Origin of the sequence: Streptomyces sp. NPDC059477 (genome assembly GCF_042749375.1) — a bacterium.
GTDB lineage: Bacteria > Actinomycetota > Actinomycetes > Streptomycetales > Streptomycetaceae > Streptomyces.
The window spans coordinates 1-21,662 of record NZ_JBHYUG010000044.1; the positions used below are offsets into that span (position 1 = coordinate 1).

20 protein-coding genes are annotated in these 21,662 nt (G+C 71.2%); 19 read left to right on the forward strand and 1 reads right to left on the reverse strand.

Translation table 11 applies throughout. The features are described from left to right. From ACFXAZ_RS22055 to nusB, 6 genes are all read left to right on the forward strand, one after another. On the forward strand, positions 1 to 465 hold a 465-nt coding region (locus ACFXAZ_RS22055; protein ID WP_384593752.1), incomplete at its 5' end, for a chorismate synthase. Continuing rightward, positions 462 to 2,105, forward strand: a complete 1,644-nt coding sequence (gene aroB / locus ACFXAZ_RS22060; RefSeq protein WP_384593755.1) for a 3-dehydroquinate synthase — start codon at positions 462 to 464, stop codon at positions 2,103 to 2,105. The genes ACFXAZ_RS22055 and aroB, both read left to right, overlap by 4 nt. Positions 2,106 to 2,325: 220 nt before the next feature. Further along, the gene (locus tag ACFXAZ_RS22065; protein ID WP_384593758.1) at positions 2,326 to 3,162 is read left to right on the forward strand and encodes a Pro-rich N-terminal domain-containing protein; all 837 of its coding nucleotides are present in this window, start codon (positions 2,326 to 2,328) and stop codon (positions 3,160 to 3,162) included. 300 nt (positions 3,163 to 3,462) lie between these two features. Next, the gene (locus ACFXAZ_RS22070; protein WP_384593763.1) at positions 3,463 to 4,566 is read left to right on the forward strand and encodes an aminopeptidase P family protein; all 1,104 of its coding nucleotides are present in this window, start codon (positions 3,463 to 3,465) and stop codon (positions 4,564 to 4,566) included. Between the two features lie 48 nt (positions 4,567 to 4,614). Then, entirely contained in the window at positions 4,615 to 5,181 is a 567-nt protein-coding gene (efp, locus tag ACFXAZ_RS22075) for an elongation factor P (protein ID WP_384593766.1), read from the forward strand. 2 nt (positions 5,182 to 5,183) lie between these two features. Beyond that, the gene (gene nusB, locus ACFXAZ_RS22080; protein ID WP_384593769.1) at positions 5,184 to 5,618 is read left to right on the forward strand and encodes a transcription antitermination factor NusB; all 435 of its coding nucleotides are present in this window, start codon (positions 5,184 to 5,186) and stop codon (positions 5,616 to 5,618) included. A 475-nt stretch (positions 5,619 to 6,093) separates the two neighbouring features. Here nusB and bldD read toward each other — a convergent pair whose 3' ends face one another. Next, positions 6,094 to 6,597, reverse strand: coding sequence for a transcriptional regulator BldD (gene bldD, locus ACFXAZ_RS22085; protein ID WP_382687538.1), 504 nt, complete (start codon positions 6,595 to 6,597; stop codon positions 6,094 to 6,096). 298 nt (positions 6,598 to 6,895) lie between these two features. Here bldD and pyrR point away from each other — a divergent pair, with 298 nt between their 5' ends. From pyrR to metK, 13 genes are all read left to right on the forward strand, one after another. Continuing rightward, positions 6,896 to 7,516: a bifunctional pyr operon transcriptional regulator/uracil phosphoribosyltransferase PyrR gene (gene pyrR / locus ACFXAZ_RS22090; protein ID WP_384593772.1), complete on the forward strand. Its 621-nt coding sequence runs from the start codon at positions 6,896 to 6,898 to the stop codon at positions 7,514 to 7,516. A 117-nt stretch (positions 7,517 to 7,633) separates the two neighbouring features. Continuing rightward, complete coding sequence (locus tag ACFXAZ_RS22095) at positions 7,634 to 8,644, forward strand: aspartate carbamoyltransferase catalytic subunit (RefSeq protein ID WP_384593775.1); 1,011 nt, start codon at positions 7,634 to 7,636, stop codon at positions 8,642 to 8,644. 5 nt (positions 8,645 to 8,649) lie between these two features. After that, the gene (locus ACFXAZ_RS22100; protein WP_384593778.1) at positions 8,650 to 9,936 is read left to right on the forward strand and encodes a dihydroorotase; all 1,287 of its coding nucleotides are present in this window, start codon (positions 8,650 to 8,652) and stop codon (positions 9,934 to 9,936) included. Continuing rightward, a complete protein-coding gene (locus ACFXAZ_RS22105) occupies positions 9,933 to 10,514 on the forward strand; it encodes a hypothetical protein (protein WP_384593781.1) in 582 nt (193 codons plus the stop codon). Before ACFXAZ_RS22100 ends, ACFXAZ_RS22105 begins: the two co-directional genes overlap by 4 nt. Further along, complete coding sequence (gene carA / locus ACFXAZ_RS22110) at positions 10,511 to 11,680, forward strand: glutamine-hydrolyzing carbamoyl-phosphate synthase small subunit (protein ID WP_384593784.1); 1,170 nt, start codon at positions 10,511 to 10,513, stop codon at positions 11,678 to 11,680. Before ACFXAZ_RS22105 ends, carA begins: the two co-directional genes overlap by 4 nt. Beyond that, on the forward strand, positions 11,673 to 14,981 hold the full coding sequence (gene carB / locus ACFXAZ_RS22115) for a carbamoyl-phosphate synthase large subunit (protein WP_384593787.1): 3,309 nt from the start codon (positions 11,673 to 11,675) through the stop codon (positions 14,979 to 14,981). The genes carA and carB overlap by 8 nt, the downstream gene beginning before the upstream one ends. 121 nt (positions 14,982 to 15,102) lie before the next feature. After that, on the forward strand, positions 15,103 to 16,212 hold the full coding sequence (locus ACFXAZ_RS22120) for a quinone-dependent dihydroorotate dehydrogenase (protein WP_384593896.1): 1,110 nt from the start codon (positions 15,103 to 15,105) through the stop codon (positions 16,210 to 16,212). Then, complete coding sequence (gene pyrF, locus ACFXAZ_RS22125; protein ID WP_384593790.1) at positions 16,209 to 17,090, forward strand: orotidine-5'-phosphate decarboxylase; 882 nt, start codon at positions 16,209 to 16,211, stop codon at positions 17,088 to 17,090. The genes ACFXAZ_RS22120 and pyrF overlap by 4 nt, the downstream gene beginning before the upstream one ends. A 361-nt stretch (positions 17,091 to 17,451) precedes the next feature. Further along, positions 17,452 to 17,775, forward strand: a complete 324-nt coding sequence (locus ACFXAZ_RS22130; RefSeq protein WP_190206445.1) for an integration host factor — start codon at positions 17,452 to 17,454, stop codon at positions 17,773 to 17,775. Positions 17,776 to 17,812: 37 nt separating this feature from the next. Next, on the forward strand, positions 17,813 to 18,406 hold the full coding sequence (gene gmk, locus ACFXAZ_RS22135; RefSeq protein ID WP_384593794.1) for a guanylate kinase: 594 nt from the start codon (positions 17,813 to 17,815) through the stop codon (positions 18,404 to 18,406). A gap of 72 nt (positions 18,407 to 18,478) precedes the next feature. Further along, positions 18,479 to 18,751 (forward strand): DNA-directed RNA polymerase subunit omega, encoded by a 273-nt coding sequence (gene rpoZ / locus ACFXAZ_RS22140; RefSeq protein ID WP_106415143.1) that lies wholly within the window; start codon positions 18,479 to 18,481, stop codon positions 18,749 to 18,751. 178 nt (positions 18,752 to 18,929) lie between these two features. Next, a complete protein-coding gene (gene coaBC, locus ACFXAZ_RS22145; RefSeq protein ID WP_384593798.1) occupies positions 18,930 to 20,132 on the forward strand; it encodes a bifunctional phosphopantothenoylcysteine decarboxylase/phosphopantothenate--cysteine ligase CoaBC in 1,203 nt (400 codons plus the stop codon). Positions 20,133 to 20,399: 267 nt separating this feature from the next. Then, a complete protein-coding gene (gene metK / locus ACFXAZ_RS22150) occupies positions 20,400 to 21,608 on the forward strand; it encodes a methionine adenosyltransferase (protein WP_382687510.1) in 1,209 nt (402 codons plus the stop codon). The last annotated feature ends 54 nt before the right edge of the window (positions 21,609 to 21,662 follow it).

A 21,662-nucleotide genomic window follows, 5' to 3' on the forward strand; every position in this document is an offset into this window, starting at 1 on the left:
CACTGGGACCGCAGGCTGGATGCGCGGCTGGCGGCTGCGCTGATGGGTATCCAGGCGATCAAGGGTGTGGAGGTGGGTGACGGTTTCGAGCTGGCGCGGGTGCCCGGTTCGCGGGCGCACGACGAGATCGTGAACACGCCCGAGGGTGTCCGGCGGGTGTCGGGGCGTTCGGGTGGTACCGAGGGTGGTCTGTCGACGGGTGAGCTGCTGCGGGTGCGGGCGGCGATGAAGCCGATCGCGACGGTGCCGAACGCTTTGCGGACGGTGGATGTGACGACGGGTGAGGCGGCGCAGGCCCATCATCAGCGGTCGGATGTCTCCGCCGTCCCGGCCGCCGGGATCGTCGCCGAGGCGATGGTCGCGCTGGTCCTGGCCGACGCGGTCGCGGAGAAGTTCGGCGGCGACAGCGTTCCCGAGACCCGCCGCAACGTCACCTCCTACCTCGACCAGCTGGCCATCCGGTGAGCGGCCCGCTGGTCGTGCTGGTCGGCCCGATGGGGGTCGGCAAGTCCACCGTGGGCGGACTGCTCGCCGAGCGGCTGGGCGTGGTGTTCCGCGACACGGACGCGGACATCGTGGCCGCGCGGGGCAAGGAGATCGCGGACATCTTCGTGGAGGAGGGCGAGGCCGCCTTCCGGACGCTGGAGAAGCAGGCCGTACGCCAGGCACTCGCCGAGCACGACGGCGTACTGGCCCTCGGCGGCGGCGCGATCCTCGACGCGGACACCCGGCTGAACCTCGCGGGCCTCCCGGTCGTCTATCTCTCCATGGACGTCGAGGAAGCGGTCCGGCGCACCGGGCTGAACGCGGCCCGGCCACTGCTGGCGATCAACCCGCGCAAACAGTGGCGGGAACTGATGGAGGCCCGGCGGCAGTTGTACGAGGGGGTCGCCCGCTCGGTGGTGGCCACCGACGGCCGTACCCCCGAAGAGGTCACCCAGGATGTGCTGGACGTGCTGGAACTGAAGACCGCCACCGCCGGGGCCCACCCGGACACCCCGCAGGAGGACGTCGTGACAGCGTCGGTGACGAGGATCCAGGTCGGCGGTACGGCGGGCAGCGAGCCGTACGAGGTCCTGGTGGGCCGTCAGCTCCTCGGTGAACTCGGCGGGCTGATCGGCGAGAAGGCCAAGCGGGTCGCCGTGCTGCACCCCGAGGCACTCGCCGAGACCGGGGACGCGCTCCGCGCCGACCTGGCCGGACAGGGGTACGAGGCCGTCGCCATCCAGGTGCCCAACGCCGAGGAGGCCAAGACCGCCGAGGTCGCCGCCTACTGCTGGAAGGCGCTCGGCCAGTCCGGGTTCACCCGCACCGATGTGATCATCGGCGTGGGCGGCGGCTCCACCACCGACCTGGCCGGGTTCGTCGCCGCGACCTGGCTGCGCGGCGTGCGCTGGATCGCCGTACCGACGACCGTGCTCGGCATGGTCGACGCGGCGGTCGGCGGCAAGACCGGCATCAACACCGCCGAGGGCAAGAATCTGGTGGGCTCCTTCCACCCGCCCGCCGGGGTGCTGTGCGACCTGGCCGCGCTGGACACCCTGCCGGTCAACGACTTCGTCTCCGGGCTCGCCGAGATCATCAAGGCCGGGTTCATCGCCGACCCGGTGATCCTCCAGCTCATCGAGGCCGACCCGGAGGGCGCCCGCAGCCCGGCCGGACCGCACACCGCCGAGCTGATCGAGCGGTCCATCAAGGTCAAGGCCGAGGTGGTCTCCTCGGACCTGAAGGAATCCGGTCTGCGCGAGATCCTCAATTACGGTCACACCCTCGCGCACGCCATCGAGAAGAACGAGCGCTACCAGTGGCGGCACGGCGCCGCCGTGGCCGTCGGCATGCACTTCGCCGCCGAACTCGGCCGGGTCGCGGGCCGCCTCGACGACGCCACGGCCGACCGGCACCGCACCATCCTGGAAGCCGTCGGGCTGCCCCTGCACTACCGCCATGACCAGTGGCCCAAGCTGCTGGAGACCATGAAGGTCGACAAGAAGTCCCGCGGCGACCTGCTCCGCTTCATCGTGCTGGACGGTCTCGCCAAGCCGACCGTCCTGGAGGGCCCCGACCCTGCCGTGCTGCTCGCCGCGTACGGCGAGGTGGGGGAGTAGGTCCGCTCGGGTTCCTCGCGTCCGTTCCGCCTTGCGGCGGCGGGCACTCGGGGCCGTTCCCGGCCGTTCACCATACGACGGCCGGGGGCGGTACGGTTCGGTGGCGACGGGGTGCGCGCCCCGCCGCCGGTACCCATCGCCATGTCGCGCGTGACCCGCGGGGCGACGAAGCCCGCCCGCAGGCGCACGCGCCGAGAACGACGAGACGGAGTGGTACCGGATGCAGCACGCAGGGGGGTATCCGCTGCCGCCCCACCAGCCGGGGCAGGGCCCGTCGTCCGGCTGGTCACCCGCCGCGCACCAACCCATGGGCCGCCCTCAGGCCCCCCGCGGTTCCGGCCCCGTGCCCGTTCCACCGCCCCCGCCGGTCCCCGGCTTCACCGCGCCTCCCCCTCACCCGGCGCCGGCCCCGGAGAGCACCGGCCATGTCACGCTGCCGCCCGGCGGCCCCGTGGGCATGCCCGGCCCCCTCCCGGCGACGGCCGCCCCGGACCCGCTGACCACCACGCTCGCCGTGCTGCTGATCGGCCCCGCGGGCGCCGGGAAGACCAGCGTCGCCAAGTACTGGGCCGACCACCGCCGGGTCCCCACCGCCCACATCAGCCTCGACGACGTCCGCGAGTGGGTCCGCGCCGGTTTCGCCGACCCCCAGTCCGGGTGGAACGACCACTCCGAGGCCCAGTACCGCCTGGCCCGCCGCACCTGCGGCTTCGCCGCCCGCAACTTCCTCGCCAACGGCATCTCCTGCATCCTCGACGACGCCGTGTTCCCCGACCGCCCGGTCGTCGGCCTCGGCGGCTGGAAACGTCATGTCGGCCCCGGCCTGCTCCCGGTCGTCCTCCTCCCCGGCCTGGAGATCGTCCTGGAGCGCAACGCGGAACGCCACGGCAATCGCCGCCTCAGCGACGAGGAGGTCGCCCGCATCCACGGCCGCATGGCCGGCTGGTACGGCTCCGGCCTCCCGATCATCGACAATTCCCACCTGGATGTCCCCACCACCTCCCACATCCTCAACGAGGTCCTGGCCCGCTCAATAGCAAGCCCCCCGAACTGGTAAGGGGCGGGGGAAACAGGGGAGCGGGTACGGGGGCGCGATCAGCCCCGCCCTGAGCCGCCCACCCCGGGCGCCGTCCCCGACCAGTTCCGCGCTGAGCTGCCCATCCCGGGCACCGGCCCGACCTGTCAGGGGCGCGGGGAACTGCGCGAGACGCCCCACCGGCCCGCACCCGGCGACAACCCGGTCCCCCCCACAGAACCGCCCCCGCCGACAACCCGGCACCACCCCGAACCACATCCCCCAACCCCCTTCGGCGCACGCCAACCGGCACAAACCCCCCATCCCTCCTACGCTCGACACATGTCAGAGGTGTACGCGACCCGCCGAGCCCGGCTGAGGGAACACAGCAACGCCAGCGGCAGCGCCACCGCGCTGGTCACCCGCCCCGCCAACGTGCGCTACCTCGCCGGCGCCGCCCCGCAGGGCTCCGCGCTGCTGCTGGGCAAGCGCGAGGACTTCCTGGTCTGCGCCGGCCCACCGGACGAGCAGGCGGGCGACGGCCGCCCCGACGGCACCCTCCGCCTGCACCTGCTGGAAGGAACCGGCGACTGCGCCGTGGCCGGGGCCGGCCTCGCCGCGGCCCAGGGCGCCGACTCCCTCGCCGTCGAGGAGCACCACCTCACCGTCGCCCGGCACCGGGCCATCGGCTCGGTCGCCCCCGGCCTGCGGCTGACCGACGTCGGCGGAGTGGTGGAACAACTCCGCGTGATCAAGGACGAGGAGGAGATCTCCTGTCTGCGCATCGGCGCCGAGATCGCCGACCAGGCCCTCGGTGAACTGCTGGAGTCGATCCTCGTGGGCCGCACGGAACGCCACCTCGCCCTCGAACTGGAGCGCCGCCTGGTCGACCACGGCGCCGACGGCCCCGCCTTCGCCACCTCCGTCGCCACCGGCCCGCACGCCGGCCGCCGTGGCCACCGCCCCACCGACCGCCGGGTGGAGGAGGGCGACTTCCTCTCCGTGTGCCTGGGCGCGACGTACCGCGGCTACCGCTGCGAGATCGGCCGCACGTTCGTCATCGGGACCTCCCCCGCGGACTGGCAGATCGAGCTGTACGACCTGGTCTTCGCGGCGCAGCGGGCCGGACGCGAGTCGCTGGTGCCGGGCGCCGCCTGCCGTGACGTGGACCGCGCCGCCCGGCAGGTGCTGGACCGGGCCGGGTACGGCGCGGGACTCCCGGCGCTCACCGGACACGGCGTCGGACTCGAAATCGACGAGGACCCGCAGATCGCCCCCGCGGCCATGGGTAAACTGGACGCTTGCGTGCCGGTCACCGTCGAACCCGGGGTCCACCTCCCGGGCCGGGGCGGCGTCCGGATCGATGACACGCTCGTCGTCCGCCCCGAGGCGGACGGCGGACCCGAGCTACTTACCATCACGACCAAGGAGCTGCTCGCGTTGTAGGCGCGTGCCCCGGGGTCGTCCACGTCAGTCCAGGAGATTGAAGCAACCGTGGCTTCCACGAACGACCTCAAGAACGGCATGGTGCTCAAGCTCGACGGCGGCCAGCTGTGGTCCGTTGTCGAGTTCCAGCACGTCAAGCCCGGCAAGGGCCCCGCTTTCGTGCGCACCAAGCTGAAGAACGTGCTGTCCGGCAAGGTGGTCGACAAGACCTTCAACGCCGGCGTCAAGGTCGAGACGGCCACCGTCGACAAGCGCGACATGCAGTTCTCCTACATGGACGGCGACTACTTCGTCTTCATGGACATGGAGACCTACGACCAGCTGCACATCGACCGCAAGACCGTCGGTGACGCCGCCAACTTCCTGATCGAGGGCTTCGAGGCCACGGTCGCGCAGAACGAGGGCAGTGTGCTCTTCGTGGAGCTGCCCACCGCCGTCGAGCTGAACATCGCCGAGACCGAGCCGGGCCTCCAGGGCGACCGCTCCACCGGCGGCACCAAGCCCGCCAAGCTGGAGACGGGCTACGAGATCCAGGTCCCGCTCTTCATCGCCAGCGGCGAGAAGATCAAGGTCGACACCCGCTCCGGCGACTACCTCGGCCGGGTGAACAGCTAACCGTGGCTGCCCGCAACACGGCCCGCAAGCGCGCCTTCCAGATCCTCTTCGAGGGCGATCAACGCGACGCCGGCGTCCTGACGGTGCTCGCGGACTGGATCCGGCACTCCCGGACCGACCCGCGCCAGCCCCCGGTGAGCGAGTACACGATGGAGCTGGTGGAGGGGTACGCGGAGCACGCGACCCGGATCGACGAGCTGATCTCGCAGTACGCCGTCGGCTGGACGCTGGACCGCATGCCGGTCGTCGACCGCAACATCCTGCGCCTGGGCGCGTACGAACTGATCTGGGTGGACGGGACGCCGGACGCGGTCGTGCTGGACGAGATGGTGCAGCTCGCGAAGGAGTTCTCGACGGACGAGTCCCCGTCGTTCGTCAATGGGCTGCTCGGGCGGCTGAAGGAACTCAAGCCGTCGCTGCGCCGGGAAGGTGCGTAGGCGGCGGACCGGTGGGTGCCGTCGGAAGGGGTTCGTGGGGAGTGGTGGCCGTAGCGTCGCCGGGTGCCGGTCCGGTGGGGCGTCTCGCGCAGTTCCCCGCGCCCCCAGGTCTCTCCGCCCGCCCGGCACGCAGAAGGGCCCCCAGTGGTCACTGGGGGCCCTTCTCATGTCCACGGGCGGCTCACGCGCGTGGTCCGCGGGGGCTCACACGCGTACCGGGCGGCATCGCCTGTGCCTGCGCAGGCGTACATCCGTACGCCGGTAGGGCGGCGGAGGCACAGGCCCGCACGACAGCGGCTCGCACCCGTACGGCAGCCGTTCGCGTCCGTACGGCGGCGGCTCGCGCCCGGATACCTGGCGACGGCACGTTTCTGCTGGGCCCGCCCCGACGGACCGGTGCCCAAGGGACCGGCCCGCCGGACTGGTCCTGCTGGACCGGCCCCGCCGGATTGCCTTCGCCGGACCCGCGGAGCGCTCAGCTCTCGTCGGCGTGGGAGACCGCGCGGCGCGCGTCCGCGTCCAGGACGCCCCAGCTGATCAGCTGCTCGGTGAGGACCGAGGGCGACTGGTCGTAGATCACGGCGAGTGTGCGCAGGTCGTCCTGGCGGATCGACAGCACCTTGCCGTTGTAGTCGCCGCGCTGGGACTGGATCGTCGCCGCGTAGCGCTGGAGGGGGCCCGCCTTCTCGGCCGGGACCGTGGCCAGCCGCTCCAGGTCGAGGACCAGCTTGGGCGGCGGCTCGGCGGCGCCGCCGGGTGTGGTGCCCGGCAGCAGCTCCTGCACCGGCACGCCGTAGAAGTCCGCCAGCTCGGCGAGGCGCTGCACGGTCACCGCGCGGTCACCGCGCTCGTACGAACCGACCACTACGGCCTTCCAGCGGCCCTGGGACTTCTCCTCGACACCGTGGAGGGAAAGGCCCTGCTGGGTGCGGATGGCCCGGAGCTTGGCCCCGAGCTGTTTGGCGTATTCGCTGGACATATAGCTCCCCGGCACTGTGTCTACGCGGCCGGCTCGGGTGCCGAGCCGCGCGGCTGGTAACTCACTGTGAGGTTACGCAGCGTTACTCTGCTGCGTCAAGCCGAATGGTCCGCACCGACTCTTCCGTGGTAGTGCCGACCGATTGCGCCAAGCGGGTGATCCGGGGTCCTCGGGAGGGTGATCCGGGGTGACCTGGGGGTGTGCCGCAACGTTTCGCGCGGGCCTGCTACCGTAAACGGCGCAATCTCGACGTCCTTTAAGGTCCGTCCCGTGAGGCGGAGAAGGAGGTCCGTTTCGTATGGACAAGCAGCAAGATCAGCAGCAGGACGAGCAGCGGGAAGCGGAGCACGGCGCGTCCGCGTCCGAGGCGCGGCCCGTGCTCGAAGGCCCCGACATCGCGCGGGTCCTGACCCGTATCGCCCACGAGATCGTCGAACGCGCCAAGGGCGCCGACGACGTGGTGCTCCTCGGCATTCCGACCCGCGGCGTCCATCTCGCCCGCCGGCTCGCCGCCAAGCTCGAAGAGATCACCGAGCGCAAGGTCCCCTGCGGCGCCCTGGACATCACCATGTACCGCGACGACCTGCGCATGCACCCGCCGCGCGCCCTGGCCCGCACCGAGATCCCCGGTGACGGCGTCGACGGCCGGCTCGTCGTCCTCGTCGACGACGTGCTGTTCTCCGGCCGCACCATCCGCGCAGCCCTGGACGCGCTGAACGACATCGGGCGCCCGCGCGCGGTGCAGCTCGCCGTCCTGGTCGACCGCGGCCACCGCGAACTGCCCATCCGCGCGGACTACGTCGGCAAGAACCTCCCCACGTCGCTGCGGGAGACGGTCAAGGTCCAGCTCGCCGAGGAGGACGGTCGCGACACCGTGCTGCTCGGCGTCAAGCCGGCCGCCCCGGGCGGGCGTCGGTAGCGAGCGAGCGGCGTACGGCCCGTGCCGTACGCCGTACCCGTGTGCCCCGCTCCTCGCCACCCCGATCCGCCTCGCCCGAATTCTCCCGATACTGAACTGCCTTACGGAGCCTGAAAGATGCAGCGTCATCTCATCTCGGCAGCCGACCTGACCCGCGACGACGCCGTGCTGATCCTCGACACCGCCGAGGAGATGGCCCGGGTCGCGGACCGGCCGATCAAGAAGCTGCCGACCCTGCGCGGTCGCACCGTCGTCAATCTCTTCTTCGAGGACTCGACCCGGACCCGGATCTCCTTCGAGGCCGCCGAGAAGCGGTTGTCCGCGGACGTCATCAACTTCACCGCCAAGGGGTCGAGCGTCTCCAAGGGCGAGTCCCTGAAGGACACCGCCCAGACCCTGGAGGCGATGGGCGTCGACGCCGTCGTCATCCGGCACGGCGCCTCCGGGGCCCCGTACCGGCTCGCCAACTCCGGCTGGATCGACGCGGCCGTGATCAACGCCGGGGACGGCACCCACCAGCACCCCACCCAGGCGCTGCTGGACGCCTTCACCATGCGCCGCCGGCTGGTCGGCCGGGACGCCGGGCTCGGCCAGGACCTCGCCGGGAAGCACATCACCCTCGTCGGCGACATCCTGCACAGCCGGGTCGCCCGCTCCAACGTCGATCTGCTGCACACCCTCGGCGCCCACGTCACCCTGGTCGCCCCGCCCACCCTGCTCCCGGTCGGCATGGCGAACTGGCCCTGCGAGGTGTCGTACGACCTCGACGCGACGCTCCCCAAGTCCGACGCGGTGATGCTGCTGCGCGTCCAGCGCGAGCGGATGAACGCGGCGTTCTTCCCGACCGAGCGGGAGTACTCGCGCCGCTACGGCCTCGACGGCGACCGCATGGCGCGGATGCCGGAGCACGCCATCGTGATGCACCCCGGCCCGATGGTCCGCGGCATGGAGATCTCCGCCGAGGTCGCCGACTCCCCGCGCTGCACCGTCGTCGAGCAGGTCGCGAACGGCGTGTCCATCCGGATGGCCGTGCTGTATCTGCTGCTCGGCGGCAACGAGCCCGCCGTGACCCCGGCCCGTACCGCCGAGTCCGCCGCCCCCGCCGCCCCCGTCACCAAGGAGAAGTAACCGACATGAGCAAGATCCTTATCCGTGGTGCGAAGGTGCTCGGCGGCGAGCCGCAGGACGTGCTGATCGACGGCGGGACGATCGAGGCGGTCGGCGCCGGACTGTCCGCCGAGGGCGCCGAGGTCGTCGAGGCCGGCGGCAAGGTGCTGCTGCCGGGCCTGGTCGACCTGCACACCCATCTGCGCGAGCCGGGCCGCGAGGACTCAGAGACCGTGCTGACCGGCACCCGCGCGGCGGCCTCCGGAGGCTTCACCGCCGTCTTCGCCATGGCCAACACCTTCCCCGTCGCCGACACCGCCGGCGTGGTCGAGCAGGTCTACCGGCTAGGCCGGGAACACGGCTACTGCGACGTCCAGCCGATCGGCGCGGTCACCGTCGGCCTGGAGGGCAAGCAGCTCGCCGAGCTGGGCGCCATGCACGAGTCGGCGGCCGGCGTCACCGTCTTCTCCGACGACGGCAAGTGCGTCGACGACGCGGTGATCATGCGCCGCGCGCTGGAGTACGTGAAGGCGTTCGGCGGGGTCGTCGCCCAGCACGCCCAGGAGCCGCGGCTGACCGAGGGCGCCCAGATGAACGAGGGCGTGGTCTCCGCCGAACTGGGGCTCGGCGGCTGGCCGGCGGTGGCCGAAGAATCGATCATCGCCCGGGATGTCCTGCTCGCCGAACATGTCGGATCCCGCGTCCACATCTGCCATCTGTCGACCGCGGGCTCCGTGGAGATCGTCCGCTGGGCCAAGTCCCGCGGCATCGACGTCACCGCCGAGGTCACCCCGCACCACCTGCTGCTCACCGACGAGCTGGTCCGCAGCTACAACCCGGTGTACAAGGTCAACCCGCCGCTGCGCACCGAGCGCGATGTGCTCGCCCTGCGCGAGGCCCTCGCCGACGGCACCATCGACATCGTCGCCACCGACCACGCCCCGCACCCGCACGAGGACAAGGACTGCGAGTGGGCCGCCGCCGCCATGGGGATGGTGGGCCTGGAGACCGCGTTGTCAGTGGTGCAGGAGACCATGGTGGACACGGGCCTGCTGGACTGGGCCGGCGTCGCCGACCGGATGTCCGCCGGGCCCGCCCGGATCGGACAGGCATCCGGACACGGCCGTCCCGTCTCGGCTGGTGAGCCCGCCAACCTCACCCTCGTCGACACGGAATACCGTGGCCGGGTGGACCCCGCGGGCTTCGCCTCGCGCAGCCGCAACACCCCGTACCAGGGGCGTGAGCTGCCGGGCCGTGTCACGCACACCTGGCTCCGGGGCAAGGCGACGCTCGTCGACGGGAAACTCACGTGACAACTCTGCACGCACTGGCCACCGACCTGCACGGTCTGGCCGCCGACCAGAAGTCGGCCGAGGTGACCGACTGGGCCGCCCGCGTGGGCTGGATCGTGGGCCTCGCCCTGTTCGTCGCGCTCGTGTACTGGCTGATGCGCGAGGGCTGGAAATGGCGCGGCACCCTTCAGGGCGACCTACCGGAGCTGCCCGCCGCGCCGGAGGACCCCGGCCCGGCGACACTGACGATGACCGGCCGCTACCACGGCTCGACCACGGCCGGCCACTGGCTCGACCGCATCGTGGCGCACGGCCTGGGCTCCCGCAGCCGCGCCGAGCTGACCCTGACGGACGCGGGACTGGACGTCGTACGCCCCGGTGCGAACGACTTCTTCGTCCCCGCCGAGCGGCTGCGCGAGGCCCGGCTCGACAAGGGCATCGCGGGCAAGGTGCTCACCGAGGGCGGTCTCCTGATCGTCACCTGGGAGCACGGGGACCGGCTGATCGACTCCGGGTTCCGCTCCGACCGGGCCGCCGAGCACGGGGAATGGGTCCACACGCTCGACAACATGATCAAGAAGACGGAAGGCGCACGATGACAACCTCCACCAGGGGAGCCGTCAAGGTTCCCGCCGTACTCGTCCTGGAGGACGGCCGGATCTTCCGCGGCCGTGCCTACGGGGCCGTGGGGGTGACCTTCGGCGAGGCCGTCTTCTCCACCGGCATGACCGGCTACCAGGAGACCCTCACCGACCCCTCGTACCACCGCCAGGTCGTCGTCATGACCGCCCCGCACGTCGGCAACACGGGCTTCAACGACGAGGACAGCGAGTCGAGGCGCATCTGGGTCTCCGGGTACGTGGTGCGCGACCCCGCGCGCGTGCCGTCCAACTGGCGCTCCCGGCGCTCGCTGGACGAGGAGCTGGCCGCCCAGGGCGTCGTCGGGATCTCCGGCGTCGACACCCGCGCCCTCACCCGGCATCTGCGCGAGCGCGGCGCCATGCGCGTCGGGATCTTCTCCGGCAACGCCCTGCCCGACGACGGCACCATGCTCGCCGAGGTCCGCCAGGCCCCCGAGATGACCGGCGCCGACCTCTCCGCCGAGGTCGCCACCGAGCAGGCGTACGTCGTCCCCGCGATCGGCCCCGACGGCGCAGCCGTCCCGATCGGCACCGCGCGGTTCACCGTCGCCGCCGTGGACCTCGGCATCAAGGGCATGACCCCGCACCGGATGGCCGAGCGCGGCATAGAGGTGCATGTGCTGCCCGCGACGGCGAGCGTCGAGGACGTGTACGCCGTGCGGCCCGACGGCGTGTTCTTCTCCAACGGTCCCGGCGACCCCGCCACCGCCGACCACCCGGTCTCCGTGATGCGGGCGGTGCTGGAGCGCGGCACGCCGCTCTTCGGCATCTGCTTCGGCAACCAGATCCTCGGGCGCGCGCTGGGCTTCGGCACCTACAAGCTGAAGTACGGCCACCGCGGCATCAACCAGCCGGTGCAGGACCGTACGACCGGCAAGGTCGAGGTCACCGCGCACAACCACGGCTTCGCCGTGGACGCCCCGCTCGACCGGATCTCCGAGACCCCCTACGGCCGCGCCGAGGTCTCCCACGTCTGCCTCAACGACGACGTGGTGGAGGGCATCCAGCTCCTGGACCGCCCGGCCTTCAGCGTCCAGTACCACCCCGAAGCGGCAGCCGGCCCGCACGACGCCGCCTACCTCTTCGACCGCTTCACATCCCTGATGGAGGGCCAGCGTGCCTAAGCGCACCGATATCCAGTCCGTCCTGGTCATCGGCTCCGGCCCGATCGTCATCGGCCAGGCAGCCGAGTTCGACTACTCCGGCACGCAGGCGTGCCGCGTCCTGAAGGCCGAGGGCCTGCGCGTCGTCCTGGTCAACTCCAACCCGGCGACGATCATGACGGACCCGGAGATCGCCGACGCCACCTACGTCGAGCCGATCACCCCCGAGTTCGTCGAGAAGATCATCGCCAAGGAGCGCCCCGACGCCCTGCTGCCCACCCTGGGCGGCCAGACGGCCCTGAACACCGCGATCTCGCTGCACGAGAACGGGGTCCTCGCCAAGTACGGCGTCGAGCTGATCGGCGCCAATGTCGAGGCGATCCACAAGGGCGAGGACCGCGAGCAGTTCAAGGTGGTCGTGGAGGCCGTCCGCGCCAAGATCGGGCACGGCGAGTCCGCCCGCTCGGTGATCTGCCACACCATGGACGACGTCCTCGCGGGCGTGGACACCCTCGGCGGCTACCCGGTCGTGGTCCGCCCGTCCTTCACCATGGGCGGCGCCGGCTCCGGATTCGCGCACGACGAGGACGAGCTGCGCCGCATCGCCGGCCAGGGCCTGACCCTCTCGCCGACCACCGAGGTGCTCCTGGAGGAGTCCATCCTCGGCTGGAAGGAGTACGAGCTGGAGCTGATGCGCGACAAGCACGACAACGTCGTGGTGGTCTGCTCCATCGAGAACTTCGACCCCATGGGCGTGCACACCGGCGACTCCATCACCGTCGCCCCCGCCATGACCCTCACCGACCGCGAGTACCAGATCCTGCGGGACATCGGCATCGCCGTGATCCGCGAGGTCGGCGTCGACACCGGCGGCTGCAACATCCAGTTCGCGGTGGACCCCGAGGACGGCCGGGTCATCGTCATCGAGATGAACCCGCGCGTGTCGCGGTCCTCGGCGCTCGCCTCCAAGGCCACCGGCTTCCCCATCGCGAAGATCGCCGCGAAGCTCGCCGTCGGCTACACCCTGGACGAGATCCCCAACGACATCACCCAGGAGACCCCCGCGTCCTTCGAGCCCACGCTCGACTACGTGGTGGTCAAGGCCCCCCGCTTCGCCTTCGAGAAGTTCCCGCAGGCCGACTCCACGCTCACGACCACCATGAAGTCGGTCGGCGAGGCCATGGCCATCGGCCGCAACTTCACCGAGGCGTTCCAGAAGGCCCTGCGCTCGCTGGAGAAGAAGGGCAGCCAGTTCACCTTCACCGGCGCCCCCGGCGACAAGGCGACCCTCCTGGCGGAGGCCGTACGGCCCACGGACGGCCGGATCAACACCGTCATGGAGGCCATCCGCGCGGGCGCCACGCCCGAGGAGGTCTTCGAGGCGACCCGGATCGACCCCTGGTTCGTCGACCAGCTCTTCCTCATCAAGGAGATCGCCGACGAACTGACGGGCGCGCCCGAGCTGACCGCCGAGCTGCTCGCCGAGGCCAAGCGGCACGGCTTCTCCGACCAGCAGATCGGCGAGATCCGCGGCCTGCGCGAGGACGTGGTCCGCGAGGTGCGGCACGCGCTGGGCATCCGCCCGGTCTACAAGACGGTCGACACCTGCGCCGCCGAGTTCGCCGCGCGGACGCCGTACTTCTACTCCTCCTACGACGAGGAGACCGAGGTCGCGCCGCGCGAGAAGCCCGCCGTGATCATCCTGGGCTCCGGCCCGAACCGCATCGGCCAGGGCATCGAGTTCGACTACTCCTGCGTCCACGCCTCCTTCGCGCTGAGCGACGCCGGGTACGAGACGGTGATGGTCAACTGCAACCCCGAGACCGTCTCCACCGACTACGACACCTCCGACCGGCTCTACTTCGAGCCGCTCACCCTGGAGGACGTCCTGGAGATCGTCCACGCGGAGGCGCAGGCCGGGCCGATCGCGGGCGTGATCGTCCAGCTCGGCGGCCAGACCCCGCTCGGCCTGTCCCAGGCGCTCAAGGACAACGGCGTACCGATCGTCGGCACCTCCCCGGAGGCCATCCACGCCGCCGAGGACCGCGGCGCCTTCGGCCGGGTCCTCGCCGAGGCCGGCCTCCCGGCGCCCAAGCACGGCACGGCCACCACCTTCGCCGGCGCCAAGGCCATCGCCGACGAGATCGGCTACCCGGTCCTGGTCCGCCCCTCCTACGTGCTCGGCGGACGCGGCATGGAGATCGTCTACGACGAGACCCGCCTCGCCTCCTACATCGCCGAGTCGACCGAGATCAGCCCCTCCCGGCCGGTGCTGGTCGACCGCTTCCTGGACGACGCCATCGAGATCGACGTCGACGCCCTGTACGACGGCGAGGAGCTGTACCTCGGCGGCGTCATGGAGCACATCGAGGAGGCCGGCATCCACTCCGGCGACTCGGCGTGCGCCCTGCCCCCCATCACGCTGGGCGGCTTCGACATCAAGCGGCTGCGCGCCTCCACGGAGGCCATCGCGCGCGGGGTGGGCGTCCGGGGCCTGATCAACATCCAGTTCGCCATGGCGGGCGACATCCTCTACGTCCTGGAGGCCAACCCGCGCGCGTCCCGCACGGTCCCCTTCACCTCCAAGGCGACCGCCGTGCCGCTGGCCAAGGCCGCCGCGCGGATCTCGCTGGGCGCGACCGTCGCCGAACTGCGCGCCGAGGGCCTGCTCCCGGCCGCCGGTGACGGCGGTGAGCTGCCGCTGGACGCGCCGATCTCCGTCAAGGAGGCCGTGATGCCGTGGTCCCGCTTCCGGGACATCCACGGCCGCGGTGTCGACACGGTCCTCGGCCCGGAGATGCGCTCCACCGGCGAGGTCATGGGCATCGACTCCGCCTTCGGCACGGCGTACGCCAAGTCGCAGGCCGCTGCGTACGGCCCGCTGCCCACCAAGGGCCGCGCCTTCATCTCCGTCGCCAACCGCGACAAGCGCTCGATGATCTTCCCGGCGCGCGAGCTGGTCGCCCACGGCTTCGAGTTGCTGGCCACCTCCGGCACCGCCGAGGTCCTCAAGCGCAACGGCATCCACGCCACGGTCGTGCGCAAGCAGTCCGAGGGCCCCGGGCCGGGCGGCGAGCCGACCATCGTCCAGCTCATCCACGCGGGCGAGGTCGACCTCATCGTCAACACGCCGTACGGCACCGGCGGGCGCCTCGACGGCTACGAGATCCGGACGGCGGCCGTCGCCCGGTCCGTGCCCTGTCTGACCACCGTCCAGGCCCTCGCCGCGGCCGTCCAGGGCATCGACGCCCTGCACCACGGCGATGTGGGGGTCCGGTCCCTCCAGGAACACGCCGAGCATCTGACCGCGGCCCGCGACTAGCAGCCCCGAGGGGGACACCGGAAACGGTGTCCCCCTCTTGCTGAGGACCCTTGCCGAGGGCCCGTTCCTCTCGCTTCTCGCTGAGGACCCGTTCAGGACACCAGGTGTGGTGAAGGACTCCATGTACAAGATCTTCTTCAATCTTCTCTTCCGGCGGATGGACCCCGAGCGGGCCCATCACCTGGCCTTCCGCTGGATCCGGCTCGTCGCGCGCGTCCCCGTGCTGCGGACCTTCGTCGCCGCCGCGCTGGCCCCCCGCCACGAAGAACTGCGGACCGAGGCGCTCGGGCTGCGGATGCACGGGCCGTTCGGGCTCGCCGCCGGGTTCGACAAGAACGCCATCGCCATTGACGGCATGTCCATGCTGGGCTTCGACCATGTCGAGATCGGCACGGTCACCGGCGAGGCACAGCCGGGCAACCCCAGGAAGCGGCTGTTCCGGCTGGCGCCGGACCGGGCGCTGATCAACCGGATGGGCTTCAACAACGACGGCTCGCTCACCGTCGCCGCGCGCCTGGCGTCCCGCGAGCCCGTCTTCCGGACGGTCGTCGGGGTGAACATCGGCAAGACCAAGACGGTGCCGGAGGCCGACGCGGCGAGCGACTACGTGAAGTCGGCCGAACGCCTGGCACCGTACGCGGACTACCTGGTCGTGAACGTCTCCTCGCCCAACACACCCGGACTGCGCAACCTCCAGGCCACCGAGGCGCTGCGCCCGCTGCTGACCGCCGTGCGCGAGGCCGCCGACCGGACCGTCACCGCCCGGCGGGTCCCCCTGCTGGTGAAGATCGCCCCCGACCTCGCCGACGAGGACGTCGACGCCGTCGCCGACCTGGCCGTGGAACTGGGTCTGGACGGAATCATCGCCACCAACACCACCATCGCGCGCGAAGGGCTGGGCCTGCGCTCCGCCCCCTCCCTGACCGAGGAGACCGGCGGACTGTCCGGCGCCCCGCTCAAGACCCGCTCCCTGGAGGTGCTGCGGCGCCTCTACGCGCGCGTGGGCGACCGGATCACCCTGGTCGGCGTCGGCGGCGTCGAGAACGCCGAGGACGCCTGGCAGCGCATCCTGGCCGGCGCCACGCTGGTCCAGGGCTACAGCGCGTTCATCTACGAGGGACCGTTCTACGCCCGCGCGATCCACAAGGGCCTGGCCGCGCGCCTGCGGACCAGCCCGTACGCCACCCTCGCCGACGCGGTCGGCGCCGACGTCAGGAAGGCCGCCCCATGATCCGGGAACCCTTCGGCGCACGGCTGCGCCACGCCATGGACGCGCGCGGGCCGCTGTGCGTCGGCATCGACCCGCACGCCTCGCTGCTCACCGACTGGGGCCTGAACGACGACGTGGCCGGTCTGGAGCGGTTCAGCCGGACGGTCGTGGAGGCCACCGCGGACCGGGTCGCCGTGCTGAAGCCGCAGAGCGCGTTCTTCGAGCGGTTCGGCTCGCGCGGGATCGCCGTGCTGGAGCGGACCGTGGCCGACGCCCGCGCGGCGGGCGCCCTGGTGCTGATGGACGCCAAGCGCGGCGACATCGGCTCCACCATGGCCGCGTACGCCGAGACCTTCCTGCACAAGGACTCCCCGCTGTTCTCGGACGCGCTGACCGTCTCGCCGTTCCTCGGCTACGGCTCGCTCGCCCCGGCCGTGGCGCTCGCGCGCGAGAGCGGCTCCGGCCTGTTCGTGCTGGCGCTGACCTCCAACCCGGAGGGCGGCGAGGTGCAGCGCGCCCTGCGCGCGGACGGCCGGGACGTGGCCGCCACGATGCTGGCCCACCTGGCGGCCGAGAACGCGGCCGAGAACGCGGCGGAGAACGCTGCTGAGAGCACCGGGGAGGAGCCGCTCGGCTCCTTCGGCGCGGTCGTCGGGGCCACGCTGGGCGATCTGTCGTCGTACGACCTCGCCATCGGCGGTCCGCTGCTCGCGCCCGGCATCGGGGCCCAGGGCGCGGCCGTCGCCGATCTGCCCAGGCTGTTCGGGGCGGCGGTGCGCGAGGTGGTGCCGAACGTCAGCCGGGGAGTGCTGCGGCACGGACCCGACGCGGGCGCGCTGCGCGCCGCCGCCGAGCGGTTCGCGGGGGAGGTCCGGGAGGCGCTGGAGGGGGCCGGCTAGGCGCTGGGCAGGGGCCGGCCGGCGGGGCGGCCGGGGACCCGGCGCACGGGTGCGGGAAGTGGTGCCCGGGGGACGGGATCGACGTCCGGGTGGAGTGCTGGATAAACGTCCGATGACTGGCCGGGAGGGCTCTTGAGGCTGGATACATCCTCAAATCCGGGGCAATATGTCTGCAATGTACCGTCCTGCTGGAGGCTGACCAGGACTTTTCCGCTGTTCTCGCTGACTCTGGCGGACTTGACCGCTAGTCTCCGACGAGAGTGAACGGGCAAAGCGTGTTGCTCGTGGCTCCCCAGGTGTGGGGCGATTAGGTTCCTCACCGGTCCGTATCCGACAGTTCGACATCCGAGGTGACGTAGGCGTGGCTCTTCCGCCCCTTACCCCCGAACAGCGCGCAGCCGCGCTCGAAAAGGCCGCCGCGGCTCGCCGGGAGCGGGCCGAGGTCAAGAATCGACTCAAGCACTCCGGCGCCTCCCTGCACGAGGTCATCAAGCAGGGTCAGGAGAACGACGTCATCGGCAAGATGAAGGTCTCCGCGCTCCTGGAGTCGCTCCCCGGCGTGGGCAAGGTCCGCGCCAAGCAGATCATGGAGCGCCTCGGCATCTCCGAGAGCCGTCGTGTGCGCGGTCTCGGGTCCAACCAGATCGCCTCGCTGGAGCGTGAGTTCGGCAGCACCGGCAACTGAGTCCGGACCACTCCGGCTTTGCTGGAATAATCGCAGCATGGCTGCAACATTCCGGGGGACGACCCCCGAGCCCCCGGACGCACGTCCGCGGCTGACCGTGCTCTCCGGCCCCTCCGGGGTCGGCAAGAGCACGGTCGTCGCTCATATGCGCAAGGCACACCCCGAGGTCTGGCTCTCGGTGTCGGCGACGACCCGCAGGCCGCGCCCCGGCGAGCAGCACGGCGTCCACTACTTCTTCGTCACCGACGAGGAGATGGACAAGCTGATCGCCAACGGCGAACTGCTGGAGTGGGCCGAGTTCGCCGGGAACCGCTATGGCACTCCGCGCGCGGCCGTCCATGAACGGCTGGCGGCGGGCGAGCCCGTCCTGCTGGAGATCGACCTCCAGGGCGCCCGGCAGGTCCGTGACTCCATGCCCGAGGCCCAACTGGTGTTCCTGGCGCCGCCCAGCTGGGAGGAGCTGGTGCGCAGACTCACCGGGCGAGGCACCGAACCCCCCGAGGTGATCGAGCGCCGGCTGGAGGCCGCGAAGATCGAGCTGGCGGCCGAGCCGGAGTTCGACACCACCCTGGTCAACACCTCCGTCGAAGACGTGGCGCGCGAGCTGCTAGCCTTGATGGATGTTGTGTAAGCGATCGTGATGTGATCACGACCAGTGCTTCCACTCCTTGAAAGCTTCACCCACCCATCGGAAGGTTAGAGCGTGTCCTCTTCCATCTCCGCGCCCGAGGGCATCATCAACCCGCCGATCGACGAGCTTCTTGAGGCCACCGACTCGAAGTACAGCCTCGTGATCTATGCGGCCAAGCGTGCCCGCCAGATCAACGCGTACTATTCGCAGCTCGGCGAGGGTCTCCTTGAGTACGTCGGTCCGCTGGTGGACACCCACGTCCACGAGAAGCCGCTGTCGATCGCCCTCCGCGAGATCAACGCGGGGCTGCTGACGTCCGAGGCCGTTGACGGCCCGGCGCAGTAAGCGGTCCGCGCGACAGACAGTGACGCCTCAGACATTGATGCGGCATACAGTGACGCGATAGGCAGTAATTCGTACGATTTACTGCTCGCGGCAGACTTTTCCACAGGCCCGGCGACATTTCGCCGGGCCTGTGGTGTGTCATAGAACGCGTACGTGATCGCGAACCCGGGGAGAGACGGTGGACAAGCCCAAGGTCGTGCTGGGGGTCAGCGGTGGCATCGCCGCCTACAAGGCGTGCGAGCTGCTGCGCAGGCTGACCGAGTCCGGCCATGACGTCCGGGTCGTGCCGACCGCGTCGGCACTGCATTTCGTGGGCGCCGCCACCTGGTCCGCGCTCTCCGGCCACCCCGTCTCCACGGAGGTCTGGGACGACGTCCACGAGGTGCCGCACGTGCGCATCGGACAGAGCGCCGACCTCGTCGTGGTCGCCCCCGCCACCGCCGACACCCTCGCCAGGGCCGCCCACGGCCTCGCCGACGACCTGCTCACCAACACCCTGCTCACCGCCCGCTGCCCGGTGGTCTTCGCACCCGCGATGCACACGGAGATGTGGGAACACCCGGCGACCCAGGAGAACGTGGCGACGCTGCGCCGCCGCGGCGCCCTCGTCATCGAACCCGCCGTAGGCCGGCTCACCGGCGTCGACACCGGCAAGGGCCGGCTGCCCGACCCCGCCGAGATCTTCGAGGTCTGCCGCCGGGTGCTCGCCCGGGGCGTGCGCGAGCCCGATCTCGCCGGGCGCCATCTGGTGGTCAGCGCCGGCGGCACCCGCGAGCCGCTCGACCCGGTGCGCTTCCTCGGCAACCGCTCCTCCGGCAAGCAGGGCTACGCCCTCGCCCGCACCGCCGCCGCGCGGGGCGCCCGGGTGACCCTGATCTCCGCCAACGCCGCGCTGCCCGACCCGGCGGGCGTGGACGTGGTCCGGGTCGGCACGGCCGTCCAACTGCGCGAGGCCGTCCTCAAGGCCGCCGCCGATGCCGACGCGGTGGTCATGGCCGCCGCCGTCGCCGATTTCCGGCCCGCCGTGTACGCCCAGGGGAAGATCAAGAAGCGGGACGACCACGGGCCCGACCCCATCACGCTGGTACGGAATCCGGACATCCTCGCGGAGATTTCCGCCGAACGGGCCCGGCCCGGACAGGTGATCGTGGGCTTCGCCGCCGAGACCGACGAGGTGCTCGCCAACGGCCGCGCCAAGCTGGCCCGCAAGGGCTGCGACCTGCTGGTGGTGAACGAGGTGGGGGAGCGCAAGACCTTCGGTTCCGAGGAGAACGAGGCGGTCGTGCTGGGCGCCGACGGCTCCGAGACCCCCGTGCCGTACGGGCCGAAGGAGGCCCTGGCCGAAACCGTGTGGGACCTGGTGGCGCCGAGACTGGGCTGAGGCGCCCACCCCACACCCCCTCGTCGACCCCCGCACAACCCCGCGCACCCCCTCCCCACCGGCCACATTGGCGCGTGGCGGCCCTGGCCAATGCCGCCCGGCATTGGGCAGAATGCCCGTGCCGCAGGTCACAGCGCTTCCGAGAGGCGAGACAGATGGGCCCGCGGCGGAGCGCGACCGATAAACTGTTCTCGGACGCGGGCGGGCGCAGCTCCCGACCCGTCCGCCAATGATCAGCCAGCAGCCGCTGCAACCTCAGGGAGCGTTGTGTCCCGTCGCCTTTTCACCTCGGAGTCCGTGACCGAGGGTCACCCCGACAAGATCGCTGACCAGATCAGCGACACCATTCTCGACGCGCTTCTGCGCGAGGACCCGACCTCCCGGGTCGCGGTCGAGACCCTGATCACGACCGGTCTGGTGCATGTGGCCGGAGAGGTCACCACCAAGGCTTACGCGCCGATCCCGCAGCTGGTCCGGGAGAAGATCCTGGAGATCGGCTACGACTCGTCCAAGAAGGGCTTCGACGGCGCCTCCTGTGGTGTGTCGGTGTCGATCGGCGCGCAGTCCCCGGACATCGCGCAGGGCGTCGACACGGCGTACGAGAACCGGGTCGAAGGCGATGACGACGAGCTGGACAAGCAGGGCGCCGGCGACCAGGGCCTGATGTTCGGCTACGCGTCGGACGAGACGCCGACGCTGATGCCGCTGCCGATCTTCCTGGCGCACCGGCTGTCGAAGCGCCTCTCCGAGGTCCGCAAGAACGGCACGATCCCCTACCTGCGCCCCGACGGCAAGACGCAGGTCACCATCGAGTACGACGGCGACAAGGCGGTCCGTCTGGACACCGTCGTCGTCTCCTCGCAGCACGCGTCGGACATCGACCTGGAGTCGCTGCTCGCCCCGGACATCCGCGAGTTCGTGGTGGAGGTCGAGCTGAAGGCGCTCCTGGACGAGGGCATCAAGCTGGACACCGACGGCTACCGGCTGCTGGTCAACCCGACCGGCCGCTTCGAGATCGGCGGCCCGATGGGCGACGCCGGACTGACCGGCCGGAAGATCATCATCGACACGTACGGCGGCATGGCCCGGCACGGCGGCGGCGCCTTCTCCGGCAAGGACCCGTCCAAGGTCGACCGTTCGGCCGCGTACGCGATGCGCTGGGTCGCGAAGAACGTCGTGGCGGCGGGCCTGGCCTCCCGCTGCGAGGTCCAGGTCGCCTACGCGATCGGCAAGGCCGAGCCGGTCGGCCTGTTCGTGGAGACCTTCGGCACCCACAAGGTCGAGCCGGAGAAGATCGAGAAGGCCATCGACGAGGTCTTCGACCTCCGCCCGGCCGCCATCATCCGCGATCTGAACCTGCTGCGCCCGATCTACGCCCAGACCGCCGCGTACGGCCACTTCGGCCGCGAGCTGCCCGACTTCACGTGGGAGCGCACGGACCGCGTGGACGCGCTGCGCACGGCTGTGGGGCTGTAGGACAACACGGTTCGCGTGAGGCCCGGTTCCCTTCGGGGGGCCGGGCCTCGGCGT

What these genes read in the sequence shown, in the direction of transcription:
- ACFXAZ_RS22065 (WP_384593758.1), top strand. Translation starts at nt 2,326, where the DNA reads ATGCAGCACGCAGGGGGGTATCCGCTGCCGCCCCACCAGCCGGGGCAG.
- ACFXAZ_RS22070 (WP_384593763.1), top strand. Translation starts at nt 3,463, where the DNA reads ATGTCAGAGGTGTACGCGACCCGCCGAGCCCGGCTGAGGGAACACAGC.
- bldD (WP_382687538.1), bottom strand. Translation starts at nt 6,597, where the DNA reads ATGTCCAGCGAATACGCCAAACAGCTCGGGGCCAAGCTCCGGGCCATC.
- pyrR (WP_384593772.1), top strand. Translation starts at nt 6,896, where the DNA reads ATGGACAAGCAGCAAGATCAGCAGCAGGACGAGCAGCGGGAAGCGGAG.
- ACFXAZ_RS22095 (WP_384593775.1), top strand. Translation starts at nt 7,634, where the DNA reads ATGCAGCGTCATCTCATCTCGGCAGCCGACCTGACCCGCGACGACGCC.
- ACFXAZ_RS22100 (WP_384593778.1), top strand. Translation starts at nt 8,650, where the DNA reads ATGAGCAAGATCCTTATCCGTGGTGCGAAGGTGCTCGGCGGCGAGCCG.
- carA (WP_384593784.1), top strand. Translation starts at nt 10,511, where the DNA reads ATGACAACCTCCACCAGGGGAGCCGTCAAGGTTCCCGCCGTACTCGTC.
- ACFXAZ_RS22120 (WP_384593896.1), top strand. Translation starts at nt 15,103, where the DNA reads ATGTACAAGATCTTCTTCAATCTTCTCTTCCGGCGGATGGACCCCGAG.
- pyrF (WP_384593790.1), top strand. Translation starts at nt 16,209, where the DNA reads ATGATCCGGGAACCCTTCGGCGCACGGCTGCGCCACGCCATGGACGCG.
- gmk (WP_384593794.1), top strand. Translation starts at nt 17,813, where the DNA reads ATGGCTGCAACATTCCGGGGGACGACCCCCGAGCCCCCGGACGCACGT.